The organism is Arthrobacter sp. N199823 (assembly GCF_002929705.1).
Taxonomy (GTDB): domain Bacteria; phylum Actinomycetota; class Actinomycetes; order Actinomycetales; family Micrococcaceae; genus Specibacter.
Map to the genome: position 1 here is coordinate 642,043 of NZ_PJIN01000002.1, position 16,315 is coordinate 658,357.

The following is a 16,315-nucleotide window of genomic DNA, read 5'->3' on the forward strand; positions in this document are numbered from 1 at the left end:
AATGGAGTACATCGCCATGAGAAAATGGTCGGTTGTCATCATCTTGGGCTGCGCGCAATTTGTGATGGTGCTGGACGGTACCGTCATGAATGTTTCAATCTCCACCGTGGTGGATGATCTGGGCACCAGTGTTGCCGCGATGCAGGCGGCGATCACGTTCTATACGCTCACCATGGCAGCGGTGATGCTACTTGGCGCAAAGCTCGGTGACGTCTGGGGTCGGCGCCGGGCATTCGTGGTTGGCTCTTGCATCTATGCTGTCGGGTCGCTCATAACTGCGCTCAGCCCGAACGTGCAGATGCTCTTCTTGGGCTGGTCCATTATTGAAGGCTTGGGCGCAGTGCTGGTGATCCCGGCGATCGCTGCGTTGGTGGCCGACAACTACCAGGGCCGCCAGCGCGTCACCGCTTACGCCATCATCGGTGCCGTGTCGGGAGCGGCAGTGGCTGCGGGGCCACTCATCGGCGGCTTCGTCACTACCTATTTCAGCTGGCGCTACGTCTTCGTTGCGGAGGTCGTGATTATGGCCGGCGTCGTGCTGTCCGCACGTTTGGTGACGGATACGACTAAACGGCAAATCGTACGAATCGACGTGCTCAGCGTCCTGTTGTCGGCTTTCGGGCTGGTATCCGTGGTATTTGGCATGCTGCAGAGCAAGACGTGGGGGTGGATCACCCCGTTGTCGTCACCTGAGATCGGCGGCGTGGAGATTGCACCTCTCGGGATATCGATGACAGCGTGGCTGATGCTCGCAGGAGGGGCGTTGATCCATGCCTTTGCCAGACGGCAGTTGTTGCTGGTTGCGCGAGGTGACTCTCCGCTAGTTCATATCGAGATGTTCTCGATCAGCCAGCTGCGCAGCGGACTCTCCGTGCTCGGGGCTCAATATACCGTCACGGCGGGGCTGTTCTTCATGGTGCCCGTCTATCTGCAGATGACACTGGGGCTGGATGCGCTACAAACCGGGATGAGGATCTTCCCACTCTCCATCTCCCTAATCCTCTTCTCCATCGCCGGAACGGCTTTGTCACGCATTTGGTCACCACGGCGCATCGTCAGGGTAGGTCAGCTCATCTTAGTCGTCAGCGCGGCTCTCCTTCTTGGAGCTACCACGGCTGAATTGCGGAGCGGTATATTCGCGGCGGGAATGTTCCTTGCCGGAACGGCCCTAGGTCTTCTGGCATCGCAGCTCGGCAACGTCAACATGTCCAGCGTCACGGAGAAAGAGACAAGCGAGGTCGGGGGACTCCAAGGCGTTTTTCAGAACCTTGGCTCATCGCTGGGAACAGCCTTGATCGGCTCTATTCTGATCGGCGCACTGGCCACTTCTTTCGCCTCGGGAGTCTCGAGCAGTGATCTTTCGCCGGCAACCCGAGAGCTCATCAGCCAGGAGACTCACAATGGCATTACCATTGTGCCGGCGGCGAGTGTGGCAGATATCGCCTCCGAAGCCGGATTGAACACCTCAGATGCAGAAACGCTAGCCACAATTTACCGCGAATCACAGATCTCCTCCCTCCGCGTAGCGTTCTTCGGGCTCATCGTGGTATCTCTCCTAGCGCTGTTCTTCTCACGCGGAATTCCCTCAGAAGTGGCAGGTAAGAAGCGAACAAAGGCAGAGTTGGAATGAACCCCCCTATGAGCGGAAGCCAGCACTCGAACACTCAGGCCCCCTCCCGCGACGCGCAGGCCGGCTTTGTTACCGAAGAGTCAGTTTATGGAACCCTGCTGGTCAGCGGCATGATCGTAGTATCTGCAGGCTACGGAGCCACGTCGTGGGAGACGTTTCTCAGCGTCCTGGGAACCGTGGTCGTTTTCTGGGTCGCGCACGTGTACGCCGGGACAGTTGCCGGCTACGGTGTGATCGAGGGTGACAAAACGACGCTCAGCACGGCGTTCCGGCACGCCCTTCGGCGCTCACTCGGATTCCTCACCTCCGCGCTGCTACCGTCGATGGTGCTCCTCATCGGAGCGCTCCGAGTCATACCCGACGCACTGACGATCTGGGTGGCGCTCTGGCTGGGAGTCGTGATTCTCGGCGCGCTCGGCTACAGTGCCTTCGCGTTGCGCGGCAGCAGCTGGCCGGTCCGATTCCTAGGGTGTCTCGGCACCGCGGCACTCGGAATGGCGATGATACTTTTGAAGGCCTTGATTCACTAGTGGTGGGCCAGAATCACCCGCCCGGAATGATTTTTCTACAGTTGCCTGCGGCTACTTTTAGCCTATGACGACGTTCAATCATCGACGTCAGAATTCAAAGGGAAGGGTGCCCGCGTGAACCAGCCCATACCGATCGCTCGGCTGCTGCGGCATCCGGTGGCCAGTACAGAATCCCGTGAATCTTCCGCTCTGCTGATTGGCGCAGGCGTTTTCGTGGTCACGTTCATCGTGGCATGGCTTTCGTTTTTGGGCCGTGAAATCCCTATATCCGGCCGTGGATCGGTGGGTCAGTTCGTTGCACTTGGCTCGGCCTTGGCCGCCATCATCATGTTCGTGATAGCGCGAGTCCTGCTGAACACCAACAGCACCGACGGCGCTGCATTGCAGGGCGGGCAGGACTTCCCGACGGTTCGACTGCGTTGGTATGACATCGGGGCGCTCGCGCTGGCCCATGCGGTTGTTGCCTTGTTGGGATGGCTTGCAGTGGCTGATCTTATGGCTAAGAGCTTCAACGGAGCGATGGTATTCACCGTCCCCGGCGCGATACTCGCGGCAGTGGCTATCGCTGTGAGCTCCTACGCCGTTGTCCTCAGTTCCATCAACCTCACTCCCATGTCGGTGTCGGTCATCCTTGTAGTATTTCTTGTCGCAGGATCCTTCACCAGCATGCTCAGTGCCACCGACCCGCTCTGGTGGCAGAAAAACCTGAGCACCCTCGGCATCTCAGATGACATTTCAGCATTGGCTTTCAACCTCACTCTGATCGTCGCGGGTGTGATCGTGACGACCATCGCGCACTATGCAACGGCGGCCATACCTGTCAGGACAGCCAAAGAAGTCAGCGGAAGAAACTTCGTTCGCGGTTCCCTCGTCCTTCTCGGCGTGCTTCTGGCCTGCGTTGGAATCTTTCCGGTCGATAGATTTCTTACAGCTCACAATGTCGCAGCAAGCGGAATGGCGGCGGTATATATTGCGATGGTTCTCTGTCTCCAGAGATTCATTCCGGCCATGCCGCGCGTATTTGTCCTGCTCGGCTATGTCTTCGTAGCTGTCATCGTGGTTCTGGCCGTGTTCTTCGTTACCGGCTATTACAACTTGACCGCCGTGGAACTTGTCGCATTTCTGCTCATCTTCAGCTGGTTGGTCGTCTTCCTTCGTAATTCGCGGGCCATGGGCCGCGGAGATGGACCAAATGCGGACAAGGCCGCGGCGTCGATGACGGGCTCTAATCCGGTTGCTTCATGACGAAGGAGTCGAAAATTGGACCAACAACCATGGGAGGACTGTGGTGAGAGCGTCATTTGAGCCAGAGGATGCCGATGGGCTGGTGGTCCACTTCGCCGTGGATGTTTGGCGCTGGTCGGCGGTGCCTTACACGCGGCGGCGTCCGTTGGCGTCCGACGAGATGTTGCTGGACATGACCCTAAACGGCCCAGTGAATCCTGCCGATTTTGAACGAACGGAGCTTTGGCGCATTGCCAGACCGGTTCTTGAAGCGCGGGGAATCAACAACGAGCCCCTGGAGACGTACGCGGCAGGTACGCGTGGGTCCACATCTGGAAACCGGCTCGGCTAAGTCACGCTCATGCTGCAGGCACTTGGTCACATCCTACCCATCGCTGTAGCCTCGGCTGTCAGTTCTGTGCCGATCATGGCAACCATTGTGATTCTTTTGTCGCAGAACAAGCGTCGTTCGTCCGTACCCTATTTGATCGGATGGGTTCTGGGCATCGGGATAGTTGTTATCGGCTTTACTCTACTGGCGTCGGTCATTCCCGAGCCCTCGCCCGCGGGACAACAGATAGTGATCGGTATCGCCCAGATTGTCATTGGGCTGGTGCTGGAGGCGTTCGCCATCATCGTGTGGCGTCGCACCCGTGGCAAGCCGGCCGTCGATGAGCCCAAATGGCTGGCCACGGTCGGATCGCTGGGGCCCTGGTCGTCGTTTGGCCTCGGCTTCGTACTCAACCTGCGCCCCAAGTCGATCCTGCTGAGCGCTGCAGTGGCACTGTCCCTGCGAGGCAGCGCACTAACAGTGGGCGAAACTGCCGTCGTCATAGCCATCTATACGGCGCTGTCCGCTACCACGGTGGCGATTCCCGTCGTCGGAACTCTTATGTCTCCAGAGAAGACGGAGGCGTGGCTAGTGAGTACGCGAGGCTGGATCGCTCGGAACAACCGGACCGTCACCATCCTGATTCTTCTGATGATCGGTGTCGTCACCGTAGGGAATGGGTTGACGCGGCTTTAGCGGCAGCGGTGCTATCTCGACATCAAGGACCAGTGGAGTCAGCGCCTAGGTGCCGTGGTCGTGAAACTATCTGGTCGCAGCCGTGAACCGGGCAATGGATAGCGTGAAGAAAGATCGTGTCACGAGTGTCTCGGTCAAAAGATAAGTGCGCTAGTAATTTGATCATGTTGCCTGACTACATTCTTGCGGCTGCGGATTTACCGCTCGGCCAGCACACCCGGAGGCGCAGATGAGTCCGAGTTCGGCACATTGGGTTGACGTGTCCGAGCCGGGCTGGTGCGCTGATACTACCGGTAGGCGGCGAGGCTGATTATCCTCGAATTAGGAGCGGTTCAAGTGACGACGTGATCTAGCTGACCGTGTCTCCAGTGAAATCGCGCTGCGCATCAAGGGAGTAACTACATGAGGCCACTTCGATATTCGATCAATGTCACGCTCGACGGCTGCGCTCATCACGAGGCAGGGCTCCCTCCGGACGAGGAATCCATGCGCTACTGGACCGCTGAGATGGAGCGAGCCGATGCCCTGCTGTTCGGCCGGGTGACCTACCAGATGATGGAGTCGGCGTGGCATAAGCCGAGCACGGGCACGTGGCCTGACTGGATGGAGGGCTGGCAGATCCCCTTCGCCGAGAGCATCGACCGGGCGAAGAAGTACGTCGTGTCGCGCACGCTGAGCGGGGTCGATTGGAACGCCGAGCTGCTGCGAGGCGACGTGGGGCCAGCGGTTCAGCGACTCAAGCAGGAGGCAGGGGAGGGCCTGTGGGTGGGTGGCGTGAGGCTCCCTCTGGCGCTGGCAGATCTGGGTTTAATTGACGAGTTCGAGTTTCTCGTACATCCGGTCGTTGCCGGACATGGGCCGACGTTACTCTCCGGTCTGCGCGAGCGCATCCAGCTCGAGCTTGTGGGGCGCCATGAGTTCCGGTCGGGGGTGGTCGCCCTGCGATACCGGCCGACGGGAGTAACGGCTTGACGTAATTTGTCTTGGCTGCACTTTCGCCTGAGATGAACTCCTCTCCTTCTTATCTGCAGGCATTGTCAGCGGCCCTGCCAGTTGCACTCTTGACATCATTTCTGATCATACTCATAATTGAGTATGATCGGAAATATTGGAGATGAAAGTTGACGAGGCCATGACTGGAGATGTAGACGTGAACCACTTTCACGATGCGGTCACCAGAACAGTCGATGTCGGAGGAGTTGGCATTGCCTACCGCGAGATCGGCTCCGCCGAGAATATCCCGCTCGTGGCATTGACACACCTCGGCGCGAACCTGGATAACTGGGACCCGCGGATTGTCGACGCCCTTGCCACCGGACGTAGGCTCATCCTGCTCGGATACCAGGGTGTCGGGCGGTCTTGCGGCCCCATCCGCGCCCGCATCGAGGAGATGGCTGGTGACGCCATCAAAGCGATCCGGGCCCTTGTCCACTCGCGGATAGATCTGTTTGGCCTGTCAATGGGCGGGATGGTTTCACAGGAAATCGCACACCGAACCCCGTGGCTAGTCAGCAGGCTAATCCTTGCCATCAGCGGGCCCCCGGTGGTCCTGAGCTGACCTCAATGACTCGCGTCATGGCTGTCATGGTGGGGTTCTGCGAGCGCAACTCACCGCCGTGAATCGTTGGGGTAATCGGCAACTGTCGGCGGTGTCAACGTTTACTGGACCAGCACTCATCGTCCACGGTGACAGTGACCGGATGGTTCCCGTCGCGAACGCGACCGCACTTACTCAAGCATTTCCAGCGGCGTCGCTCACAGTGTATTGCCAGGTTGGTTACGGAGCCGTTTTTCAATGCCACGAGGAATTCACTGCAAGCGCACGAGAGTTTCTCCGCCGCTGACAGGCCAATCTGAGCACTGCCTTTTAGTTCCAACCCATTCCATTTCTGCCCACCAATAGGAGCATCACCAATGAGAGCGTTCATTCTCTCCAAGTACAAAACCGCCCTCCATGAAGCTGATATGCCAGAACCTGTGGTTGGTGACCATGACGTTCTTGTCCGGGTCCTGGCCGCGGGCCTGAACCAACTAGACGAGAAGATTCGGGTCGGTGAGTTCAAGCAAATCCTGCCTTACAAGTTGCCGATCATCCTCGGCCACGACCTCGCCGGTACCGTCATTCGCATCGGCGCGAAGGTCCGCAACTTCAAGCCGGGCGATGAAGTCTACGGTCGCCCAGGAACCGATCACATCGGCACCTTCGCCGAACGGATCGCCGTCCCGGAGCAGGACCTTGCCCTCAAGCCTGCCTCGATCACCATGGACGAAGCCGGGTCATTACCTCTGGTCGCCCTGACCGCTTGGCAGGCGCTGGTCGAAATCGGCCACGTGCAGCCTGGTCAGAAGGTTCTCATTCATGCCGGAGCAGGTGGTGTCGGATCGATCGCCATCCAACTCGCCAAACACCTCGGAGCGGAAGTAGCCACCACAGCAAGTGCAGCCAATGCCAACTTCGTGCGCAGCCTTGGCGCCGATCACGTGATCGACTACCGTTCGGAGGACTTCGAGCAGCGGCTCAGCGATTTTGACTTTGTCCTCGACAGCCTCGGCGGTGAGCATCTGCAGAAGTCGCTGCGCATCCTGAAGCGCGGTGGGACCGCCGTCGGTATCTCCGGACCGCCCACCCCAGAATTCGCACGACGCGCAGGGCTGAACCCTGTGCTTCGTCTTGCAGTCACCGTGATCAGCAGCAAGATCCGGAAGCAGGCCAAACGGATCGGCGTCAACTACCAATTCCTCTTCATGCGCGCCAGCGGTGACCAGCTCCGGGACATCACGGCGCTCATCGACAGTGGTGCCATTCGCCCTATCGTCGGACGCGTGTTCCCGTTCGATGACACCGTCCAGGGTCTCGAGTCCTTGGCGACAGGTGGCAACCGTGGCAAAGCTGTCATTAGCAACCCCTGACCACCAGTTCCATAACCGCATCCGATTATAGAAAGGGCCATCATGGTCAACAGTTCTCAGGAACCCATCGTCACCTCTTATGCTCTGGCGCCGGCCAAAACCATTACCGCCAAGGGCATCACCTACGCATATCGTGAACTTGGACCGACGGGAGGCATTCCCGTCGTGTTTTTCGTCCACCTCGCCGCAACTCTGGACAATTGGGATCCTCGCATCGTGGACCCCATCGCGCAGCACCGCCACGTCATCACCTTCGATCAACAAGGCGTTGGCGCCTCCACTGGAACAGTGCCGGATACCATCGAGGCTGCGGCCGATGACGCCTACGATTTCATCACCGCACTCGGTTACGACACGATCGATGTGTTCTCTTTTTCCATGGGAGGCATGATCGCACAGGACCTCGTCATCAAGCACCCGAACCTCGTGCGTAGGCTGATCCTCACCGGAACCGGCCCTCGATGGGGGAAAGACATGGACAAAGTCGTCAGGACCACCTACTGGGACATCCTGCGGGCCACGCTGACACGATCTGACCCGAAGGAGTTCCTCTTCTTCAACCGGGATGCTGAAGGGAAACGTGCAGGCAAAGCGTTCGTTAGCCGTCTTGCCGAGCGAACGAAAGACCGTGACAAGCCGATCGGCACGAAAGCATTCCGGACCCAACTCAAAGCGATCCAACGCTTCGGCCGATCGGCTCCGTCCGAGCTATCGGTAGTCGCGGCGCCGACTCTCATCGCCAACGGAGACAACGATCGCATGGTTCCTTCGATCCTCTCCAAGGATCTGCAGCACAGGATCACGGGATCGGACCTCGTCATCTACCCAAACTCGGGTCACGGCGGTATTTTCCAGTTCCACGAACAGTTTGCACCGATCGCAGTGAAGTTCCTCACCGATTAGCACGGAGCTACCCGTTCGTTGAAGGTAACCGCAAGCAAGTCGACAACGGGGCGCAACTATCACCACTTGAGAGGGCAGCGTCAGCCGGATCGATGAGTGGAGGTGAAAAGCATGGCCGCTGCATCGATTACAAGATGCCGTGGAGGATTTCCTCGGCTGCCCGGCGGCCGGAGCGAATTGCACCGTCCATGTAGCCATTCCAGATTGCAGAGGTCTCCGCGCCAGCCCAGTGGATACGGTCCACGGGAGCAGCGAGGGCCTTGCCGTACTGCGTCCAGGCACCGGCGCCGAGCCGTCCGCCATAGCAGCCGCGGGTGAATTCCTCAGCCGTCCAGTCCTGCTCAACGACGTCGAACGGCTTGGCTGCCTTCGGCCCGAAGTACTTCACCAGGGAATCGATGACGAGTCCGCGGCGTCGATCGGCGCTCATCAAACTGGCCGAGCGGGCGTGTGCGCCCTCAAGGAAGCCGACCAAAACCCCGCAAGATCCGTCACGTGGACTGTTGTCCAAGACGACATTGAAAGCGTCGTCGAAACTCCACACACTGCCGTTGAGTCCGTCCTCGCGCCAGAACGGGGTGTCGTAGCCGATGTGGAACTTGATGACGGCCCCGGCCGGCATCTGCTGGGTGAGTCCATCACGTAGCGCGGGCAGGGCAGGGGAGTAACGTATCCTCCCGGCCAACGTTTGCGGTATCGCCACGATGACGTGCTGTGCCGTGACGCTACCGCCTTCATGCTCGACGACGACGCCGGACCCGTCCTGGTGGATGGTTCGGACCACGCTATTGAGCCGTACCGCATCGCCCAGTGCGGCGGCCATCCTCTCAGAGATGAGATGAGTGCCACCGACCACCCGCCTCTCTTGAGCACCTCCTGTGGTGCTCATCAGCGAGTCCAGGCTGGTCCCGGATTTGACGTAGAAAAGGAAATGCAGGAGGGAAAGTTCGGGAGCCTCAGCCGAGAAAAGCGCCGGAACGAGGATGCGGAAGAACCGTCTGGCGAGGCTGTCTTCGGTGTGGGAGACGAGCCAGGAGTCAAGGGTTTGGCGGTCCAAGTCCTGGGCCTCTTCGGTTTCCCACGGCTCGCCAATGGCCACTGTTGAAGCCAGAGCTTCCAGCTGGTCCCAGAGCCGGCCAACTTCCGCAGCCGATTCAGCAGGAAGCCCAAACGTCCTGTCGGAGTAGCGGACAGTGTTCCCGTCGACCATTGTCAGCGCGTCGCCCTGATCGAAGCTGTGGAATGTCTCGAGTCCCAGTTCCTCGATGAGCCCAAGCACGGCATCCTGGGTAGGGCCGACCCATTGGCCGCCCAGCTCCACGGGAACTCCGTTACTGAGAAAGCCACCCATGTTCCGGCCTGCCACCCGGTCACGAGCTTCAAGCACGACGGCGGTCTTACCTTCGGCTACCAACTTGCGTGCGGCACTCAGGCCGGCTAAACCCGCGCCCACGACAACTACGTCCACGTCAAACATGCCAAGATCCTCCAAGTGCAAATCTATTCATCTAACCAAGGATGAGGGCACGGTTGGCCGCTCCGTTGTAATAGTTATCGGGTTCGATCAAGCTACTGCCGCGAACGCGGCATGACCCTGCACGGCCGAGGTTCCCAAGTCGCCCTTGGGCAGAGCAGTTCCGGACTTGACGGCGTGTACCCAGTCATCCGTGCTGGCAACGGCGGCAAAGTTGGAGTTCAGCAGCACCATCAGCGTCTCGTGCAGCTGCTGCGCGCCGACTTGACCTGCCTCGTTCGCCAGGTGGACCGCGCCACTGGCATCGGAGAGCACCTCAACTGCGAATCCCAGTGGTTCGGCAGCTGCCGCGGTGGCCAGGTCGCAGTTGTTGCTCATGTAACCGACCAAGGTGATGGCCTCGATATCGTTCTCCCGCAGCCACGCTTCGAAGTCGGTGCCGGCGAAAACACTGGCGTAGCCCTTGACGAGGTGCTTCCAAGAATCCTTGTGTCGGGAAGCAATCTCCGGGTGAAGCTTCCATCCTTCAGATCCCTCAGCGAAAACGGGAGCTCCGGCTGGGTACTGGTGCTGGACCACGGCAACAGGCATGTCCTGCGCTTCAGCGACGTCGATGGCCCGGGTGATGTTCGCCAGAGACTCATTGCGGTCGGGGTACTGGATCGCCAAGGGGCCTCCTTCGGCAAAGTAGTCATTCTGTACGTCAATGATGACGAGTGCGCGGCGCAATCCGGCCATGGTGGTCTCCAAGTCAGTGGTTGTTTTGCTTGTCGCTCCCAGCATGACAGTGTCCGGGAGTGTATCGTGAGTGGCGTATATGCACATCTTCGATGAAAACGGGCCAAGATGAGAATTGCCATCCACGCCTTTGATGGAATGACTATGTTCCACCTGGCGACCCCGCTGCTTGTTTTTGGTGAAGTGGCCAGGCTGGATCTGGCTCCCGACTGGGAGGCGAAGGTCTTTACCGAGGCCGGACTGCCGGTGCGCAGTGCTGAGGGGTACGTGATTAGTGAGGTGTTCGGACCGGAGCTTGCCAATGACGCCGACCTCGTGGTGTTCCCATCGTGGCTGTCAGAGTTGCCGGATCCATCCGAGGGCCTGATTCGTCTCGTTCAGCAGTCACATAAGCGCGGAGCCACGATTGCCGGCCTGTGCCTAGGGGCATATCCGGTAGCGCGCAGCGGCATCCTCGATGGCCGCACAGCTGTGACGCACTGGAATGCAGCCCCGGCTGTGGCGGTCAAAGCGCATACCGTGGCGTTCGACGACTCAGCACTCTATATTGACCACGGCGATGTGCTCACCTCGGCCGGCACCGCTTCGGCATTGGATGCTTGCCTGCATATTGTGCGAACACGGCTGGGATCGGCAGCCGCGGCCGCGGTGGCGCGACATATTGTCATCGCCCCCCATCGTGAAGGAGATCAAGCGCAGTACATTGCCCGGCCTGTTCAAGATCCGGACATGGACGGGCCCCTAGGTAGAACAATTCAGTGGGCGCTGGCAAACCTAGATCAAGACCTTGAGGTGGAGGCGATGGCTGCCCATGCCACCATGAGCAAACGGAACTTCACACGCAGGTTCAAGGAGATTACCGGACTCTCTCCGGCGCGTTGGGTGCTTGGCCGACGGCTTGATGATGCCCGCCAGCTCCTGGAAACCACTAAGTGGAGTATTGCCCGGATTGCGGAGTCCTGCGGCTTTGGCAGTGCAGTGACGTTCCGCCAGAATTTTATTGCCGCCTACTCCACGACCCCGACCTCGTACCGGAGCCGGTTTACTAACGGTTAGGTGCTTGGCTCTTCGGCTGAAAGTCGCGTCCAAGTGCTGACCTAGAATCGCCCCCTACCCTGCGGCGGCCGTGTCCTGCTTGCGGGCATAGGCACGATTGGCCCGCTGTCTGGCACCGCACCGTTCGGAGCACCACTGCCGCCTTGCATGCGTACGAACCATAAATCGGTCACACGGCGCGGACGCGCAGCGCGCGATACGGTCCGCTTCCGGGCCGGTCACCAGCGCAGCGGCGTCTTCAGCGATGTGCGCCATGGCGTGAGCGACGAGCTGGGACACTGGGTGGCTCGGGGTCCGTATTAGTCCATCGTTGGAGTCGTAGTGCAGCAGGGCGGCGCTGGCCACGGCAGTTAACGCCTGATTAATTCCGTCCATTGACCCGGAGCTCGGTGCATGACCCTCGGCCTGTGCCGACAGAACATTCCGAAGGTGCTCCCTCAGATCCGTGAGCTGAAGCTGGCAGTAGCGCAGCAATCCTGTGCCAATGGGTGCGAGGTTGTGCTTCACGAGCCACGCGGTGGCGTTTTCGGGGCTGTTGAGCTCATCGACCCGTTGCCCGCCAGGCAGCGTAACGATGCTATTGGCCAAAGCCAAGCACGGATGCTCGGCAGTGCCGGGGGCCGGTGGCAGTGGGATCTTCATCATGCACTCACGGTATCAGTTGCTCTTTGACGTGATAAGCCTCTACAGTGGATTATCACGTCAAAACAAACTTTATGCCGTGATAAGTGAGGTAGTTCATGAGCAAGCCAAGTCTTTCCGGCACCGCGCCCTTCGTTCTGTCAATACTCGATAATGCGCTCACTGGGGTCGGCGTTTCGGCCCAAGAGTCCTATGAAGAAGTCATTGAGTTAGCGCGCCTAGCCGACCGTCGCGGCTTCCAGCGGTTCTGGATGTCCGAGCACCACGCCATGCCCGGCGCATCAATCTCATCGCCGCAACTCATGATGGCCAGGCTCACCGGTGAAACTGAACGCATCAGGCTCGGAGCGGGCGGAATCATGCTGCCCAACCACGTGCCCTTGGTGATCGCGGAGCAAATCGGCATGCTTGAGGCGCTGGCCCCAGGAAGAATCGATCTCGGGCTGGGGCGGGCGCCGGGAACCGATGGGGCAACTGCTGCGGCTCTGCGCCGCCACCACGCATCGAACGAGGACTTTCCCGAGCAAGTTGCAGAACTTCTGGGGTTCCTGGGACACGACTTCCCGCAAGGTCACCCTTACAAAGAGGTGCCCGCCGTCCCGGGTCCCTGGCAGACCGAGCAAAACCGGGTGCCACAACCGGAGGCCAATGCTGATATCTGGATTTTGGGGTCATCGTCATACTCCGCGCAACTGGCCGCCCGGCTTGGTAGGCCATACGCCTTCGCGCTGCAGTTTGGCAGCGCCGACATCCTGACCGCCTTGAGGATCTACCGTGAAAACTTCCGACCCTCGAGCTTCTTGGCGGAACCGTACAGCCTCGTAAGCGTAGGGGTCGTCGCTGACGAAGACCGGGTTGAGGCTCGGCGGCAGTCGGCGTCCGGGGCCATGGCCATGCTGAGAATGTTCCAAGGCAAGCCCTACTCCCTGCTCCCTCCGGAGGAAGTAGAGGCTTATCAAGCCACCTTGCAGGAACGAGCGGTGATTGAGGAATACACGGATCGGAGCATCCACGGAACCGCCGCTGAGGTGGCGGCGGGTTTGGAGGCGCTGCATGCGCAAACAGGTGTGGACGAGGTGATGCTGGTTGTTATTGGGCATTCACGGCGGGCCCAAGCGCGCACCGTGGAGCTGATCGCTGACCATTACGGCATGCCCATCAACTGATGGAGCGCCTGAACAATGCCCAAGCGTTCCTCTTTGGCAACGCTTAGGCGTCATCGAACGTCGTTGTTGCTCTCAATAGGTACGGGCACACAGCCGTCCCGTGCGCGTCAACAGGGTCAACTGCATCAGAGGACCATGTAGCCTGCAGAGGCGACGGCAGCCCGTGTTATTTCTGGGGTTGCTGGGCCGCGGACTGTCAAGGTTGACGTTGATCCGGGTACTAGGGTGACGGCCACCGAATCTGCGCTTGCTACGGCACGGACGGCCTGCTCCACAGTGTGGTAGCGGAAAGCCTGTAGCTCATGTCTTCAATGGCCAACATGGATGAGAAGGGGATCCCGTTCGAACAACTCCAGTTCGAGCAGTTCGAAGGCATCACGTCCCGTTTCGGTCCGCAGTTCGTGAGCAGGATGCGCTTGCCGGGCTCTACCGCGACCGCCACTTCACCACAACACCAACCATGACTGTGGGGGAAGTCTCCGCGGCTGAAAGGGCATTGCAATTGGCAGACGGCGCCCGGGCAGTCAGACTGAATGCATGCAGACTTACCTCCCTTACCCCGATTTTCAGCAGAGTGCCGCCGCTCTGGACACCACAAGGCTTGGCAAACAGCGTGTTGAAGCGTTGCAAATTCTCCGTGCGCTGGTGATTCCGGGGTACGGCCGGCAGGAACACCCCGCCGTTCGCATGTGGATGGGACATGTTCCGGCTCTCACCATGTACGCGCTGGCCATGGCGGATGAATGGATCGCCCGCGGCCACCCGGACAACACCCGGGAGAGCATCAAGGAGTTCGCCCCGCAGGCCGCCCACCCCGACTATGCGGACAAGATCCCCATGCCGCCGTGGCTGGGCGATGCTGATTTTCACGCAAGCCAGCGTTCCAGGCTGATTCAGAAGGACTCGCGCTTCTATGACGCGGTTTTTGCGGACACCCCCACTGATTTGGAATTGCTCTGGCCCGAGCCACGCCGGGAGATTGTTCCCGAGGACCCTTATGAGGACTTCGTGTGGGTTCTGCGAGCGCCGCTAGGTGGCGTTGATCCGGAAAAGATCGACAAGGTCGGAATGCCGGCATGGGGCAAGTCCAAGCCTGAGGATGACAAGAACGACGGCGACGACGGCACCCAAGCCGACGAAAACTCGCGCAGGCCTGCTGCCAAGGCTGCACGCAAGGCGCCCAAGCAACTGACGAAGAAGCCCACTCGCAACCGCAAGCGACAGGACGAGGCTTTTAGGACCGTGCCCGGCAATACTACGGTGCTGATTCCCTTGGAAGACGGTGCCAGGTTTGCCTTGGGTAAGCTTCAAGGCCGCCCGATCACGCTCGATGACGGCCGTTTTGGGCGCACCTTTGAAATCCAGGAGATCATTGACCGCGCGGACTTCGACTACCCTGCGCTCCTGCAGGATCCGAGGGTCTTCTTCCCGATCCCCGGCCAGTAACGGCCAGGCTTGTTGGTTGCTGATACTCCCGCCCGGACGCCCTCACCACAACGTTGGTGAGGGCGTCCGCCGTCGTCCTGGATTAATTCCTGAGGGTGAGCGGTTCATGTCGGTCTTCGGCGCCCACGAAACAGACGCAATAGAGCAACCCGTCGTCGGCCAGTGGCGTCGGCATCTCTGATGGAAACAGGCAATTTGACTGCGGAGGTATTGACGAAGGATTGAAACTATACTCTACGTATAGTATTGTTTGATTCATGAGAGAAAATCGCCGAACTGAAATAGTCGCCAGCGCCGTAACGCTGGCTAGAGCCGAAGGGCTCGACGCCGTCACCTACGAGGCCATCGCCCGGAGCCTGAGCATCTCGAAGGCGGGAGTCGTCTACCACTTCCCGCAACGGCGCGATGTACTGCGAGCGATGGTCGAGCGGACGACCTCCGATGTTGCGCTCATTGTCGAGCAGCGCCACCACGAGACGGGTGAGCCGCGCATGGTCTCGTACGTCACGATGCTACTCGACGGGGTGCTGCCGCCTGAGAGTCCTGCGCTTGCTGGGGCGATCGCTGCCGACGAGGAGCTTGCCCGTGGATGGCGCGAAAAGCTGGAGGTATGGACCGATGAAGTCGTTGCAACCGGAGTAAATCGCAACGATGTTCTCACCGGTTACCTTGCGGCAACGGCCGGGGCATGGACGCAGACTCCTTCCCAGCTCCTTGGAGTGCGTCGCACTATTCTCCGCCTGCTCGGCGCCGACAACCAGGATGTCGCGAAATGACTCGCGTACGACTCGCCGGGGCGCTGTGGGCGCTCGAGATCCTCTTCTTTGTTGCGCATGCCATTGCCCAGGCAGCGTGGACCGTGCCATTTGACCCGATGGGCTATGCAATCAGCGACCTGGGCGCCGTCACCTGCTTCATTGAACCCAGCGCCGGGCGCGAGATCTGTTCACCGGCACATGTCGTAATGAATGTCGGGCTGATTGTCGCCGGACTCTTGATGGCGGCCGGTGCCTTGGTGTTCCCGTTGTCGGCGCAGCGGCCACGTGTCGATCGCCTAAGCAGGCTACTGCTTGTCATCGGCGGACTTGGCTGTGCGGGTGTTGGACTCGCACCAGAGGATGTCGCACTTGGCCCGCACACAATTGCCGCGATTGCGGCGATGGTTGTGGGGAACATCGGATTGGCGCTCTTTGGGTACGCGCTCCGGCCCAGCCGCGTGGTTCTCGGGAGTGCCGCTTCGACGTTCGCGATTGTCGGTCTCGGTGGCGTGACGTGGCTCATCGTGCTGCTCGTGACAGGCTCCCCGATGCGGTACGAGGTTGGTGGCCTCGCTGAACGCATTGCCGCTTTCAGCCTGATCGCGGGCCAAGTCGTCGTCGGAATCACCGTGCTCGTTCGAGGAGCCCACCGCGCCGGCACGGCTCTTGATACCTCACCCGCCAGCTCCCTGCCGATGGGCAGATGACAGCGGCTTATGACGGAGGAGCCGGCAGAACCTGGCGTGGCGGTCCGGTCGAAAGCTGGATTCAAGACAACCGGCTTCTCGTCTACGTCTTTTTCCGAAGGTGA

Annotated in this window: 17 protein-coding genes; 14 read left to right on the forward strand and 3 right to left on the reverse strand. The window is 59.9% G+C overall.

What is annotated here, in order from left to right:
• Nucleotides 1-16: 16 nt before the first annotated feature.
• From CXQ93_RS06805 to CXQ93_RS06845, 9 genes are all read left to right on the forward strand, one after another.
• Nucleotides 17-1,630: an MFS transporter gene (locus CXQ93_RS06805; RefSeq protein WP_104109778.1), complete on the forward strand. Its 1,614-nt coding sequence runs from the start codon at nt 17-19 to the stop codon at nt 1,628-1,630.
• An 8-nt stretch (nt 1,631-1,638) separates the two neighbouring features.
• Nucleotides 1,639-2,160: a hypothetical protein gene (locus CXQ93_RS06810; protein WP_104109647.1), complete on the forward strand. Its 522-nt coding sequence runs from the start codon at nt 1,639-1,641 to the stop codon at nt 2,158-2,160.
• Between the two features lie 114 nt (nt 2,161-2,274).
• Complete coding sequence (locus tag CXQ93_RS06815) at nt 2,275-3,405, forward strand: hypothetical protein (RefSeq protein WP_181036073.1); 1,131 nt, start codon at nt 2,275-2,277, stop codon at nt 3,403-3,405.
• Between the two features lie 43 nt (nt 3,406-3,448).
• A complete protein-coding gene (locus tag CXQ93_RS06820; RefSeq protein ID WP_146073176.1) occupies nt 3,449-3,736 on the forward strand; it encodes a hypothetical protein in 288 nt (95 codons plus the stop codon).
• 9 nt (nt 3,737-3,745) lie between these two features.
• On the forward strand, nt 3,746-4,411 hold the full coding sequence (locus CXQ93_RS06825) for a GAP family protein (RefSeq protein WP_104109649.1): 666 nt from the start codon (nt 3,746-3,748) through the stop codon (nt 4,409-4,411).
• A gap of 402 nt (nt 4,412-4,813) precedes the next feature.
• Nucleotides 4,814-5,383: a dihydrofolate reductase family protein gene (locus tag CXQ93_RS06830; protein WP_104109650.1), complete on the forward strand. Its 570-nt coding sequence runs from the start codon at nt 4,814-4,816 to the stop codon at nt 5,381-5,383.
• Nucleotides 5,384-5,525: 142 nt separating this feature from the next.
• Nucleotides 5,526-5,969 (forward strand): alpha/beta fold hydrolase, encoded by a 444-nt coding sequence (locus CXQ93_RS06835; protein WP_104109651.1) that lies wholly within the window; start codon nt 5,526-5,528, stop codon nt 5,967-5,969.
• Between the two features lie 356 nt (nt 5,970-6,325).
• Nucleotides 6,326-7,321 (forward strand): NADP-dependent oxidoreductase, encoded by a 996-nt coding sequence (locus CXQ93_RS06840; protein WP_104109652.1) that lies wholly within the window; start codon nt 6,326-6,328, stop codon nt 7,319-7,321.
• Between the two features lie 42 nt (nt 7,322-7,363).
• On the forward strand, nt 7,364-8,224 hold the full coding sequence (locus tag CXQ93_RS06845) for an alpha/beta fold hydrolase (protein WP_104109653.1): 861 nt from the start codon (nt 7,364-7,366) through the stop codon (nt 8,222-8,224).
• 127 nt (nt 8,225-8,351) lie between these two features.
• Here the strand turns inward: CXQ93_RS06845 and CXQ93_RS06850 are convergent, their stop codons facing one another.
• Nucleotides 8,352-9,701 (reverse strand): FAD-dependent oxidoreductase, encoded by a 1,350-nt coding sequence (locus tag CXQ93_RS06850; RefSeq protein ID WP_104109779.1) that lies wholly within the window; start codon nt 9,699-9,701, stop codon nt 8,352-8,354.
• A gap of 87 nt (nt 9,702-9,788) precedes the next feature.
• A complete protein-coding gene (locus tag CXQ93_RS06855) occupies nt 9,789-10,481 on the reverse strand; it encodes an isochorismatase family protein (protein WP_308470607.1) in 693 nt (230 codons plus the stop codon).
• A gap of 63 nt (nt 10,482-10,544) precedes the next feature.
• Between CXQ93_RS06855 and CXQ93_RS06860 the strand changes: the two genes are divergently transcribed.
• The gene (locus CXQ93_RS06860) at nt 10,545-11,492 is read left to right on the forward strand and encodes a GlxA family transcriptional regulator (RefSeq protein WP_104109654.1); all 948 of its coding nucleotides are present in this window, start codon (nt 10,545-10,547) and stop codon (nt 11,490-11,492) included.
• A 54-nt stretch (nt 11,493-11,546) separates the two neighbouring features.
• Here CXQ93_RS06860 and CXQ93_RS06865 read toward each other — a convergent pair whose 3' ends face one another.
• The gene (locus CXQ93_RS06865; RefSeq protein WP_104109655.1) at nt 11,547-12,137 is read right to left on the reverse strand and encodes an ABATE domain-containing protein; all 591 of its coding nucleotides are present in this window, start codon (nt 12,135-12,137) and stop codon (nt 11,547-11,549) included.
• Between the two features lie 95 nt (nt 12,138-12,232).
• Here CXQ93_RS06865 and CXQ93_RS06870 point away from each other — a divergent pair, with 95 nt between their 5' ends.
• From CXQ93_RS06870 to CXQ93_RS06885, 4 genes are all read left to right on the forward strand, one after another.
• Entirely contained in the window at nt 12,233-13,300 is a 1,068-nt protein-coding gene (locus tag CXQ93_RS06870) for an LLM class flavin-dependent oxidoreductase (protein WP_104109656.1), read from the forward strand.
• A gap of 537 nt (nt 13,301-13,837) precedes the next feature.
• Nucleotides 13,838-14,746 carry an MSMEG_6728 family protein gene (locus CXQ93_RS06875; protein ID WP_104109657.1) on the forward strand — a complete coding sequence of 303 codons (909 nt, stop codon included), beginning with the start codon at nt 13,838-13,840 and terminating at the stop codon, nt 14,744-14,746.
• Nucleotides 14,747-15,003: 257 nt separating this feature from the next.
• Nucleotides 15,004-15,522: a TetR/AcrR family transcriptional regulator gene (locus tag CXQ93_RS06880; protein WP_104109658.1), complete on the forward strand. Its 519-nt coding sequence runs from the start codon at nt 15,004-15,006 to the stop codon at nt 15,520-15,522.
• The gene (locus CXQ93_RS06885; protein WP_181036074.1) at nt 15,519-16,211 is read left to right on the forward strand and encodes a DUF998 domain-containing protein; all 693 of its coding nucleotides are present in this window, start codon (nt 15,519-15,521) and stop codon (nt 16,209-16,211) included. The genes CXQ93_RS06880 and CXQ93_RS06885 overlap by 4 nt, the downstream gene beginning before the upstream one ends.
• Nucleotides 16,212-16,315 lie beyond the last annotated feature (104 nt).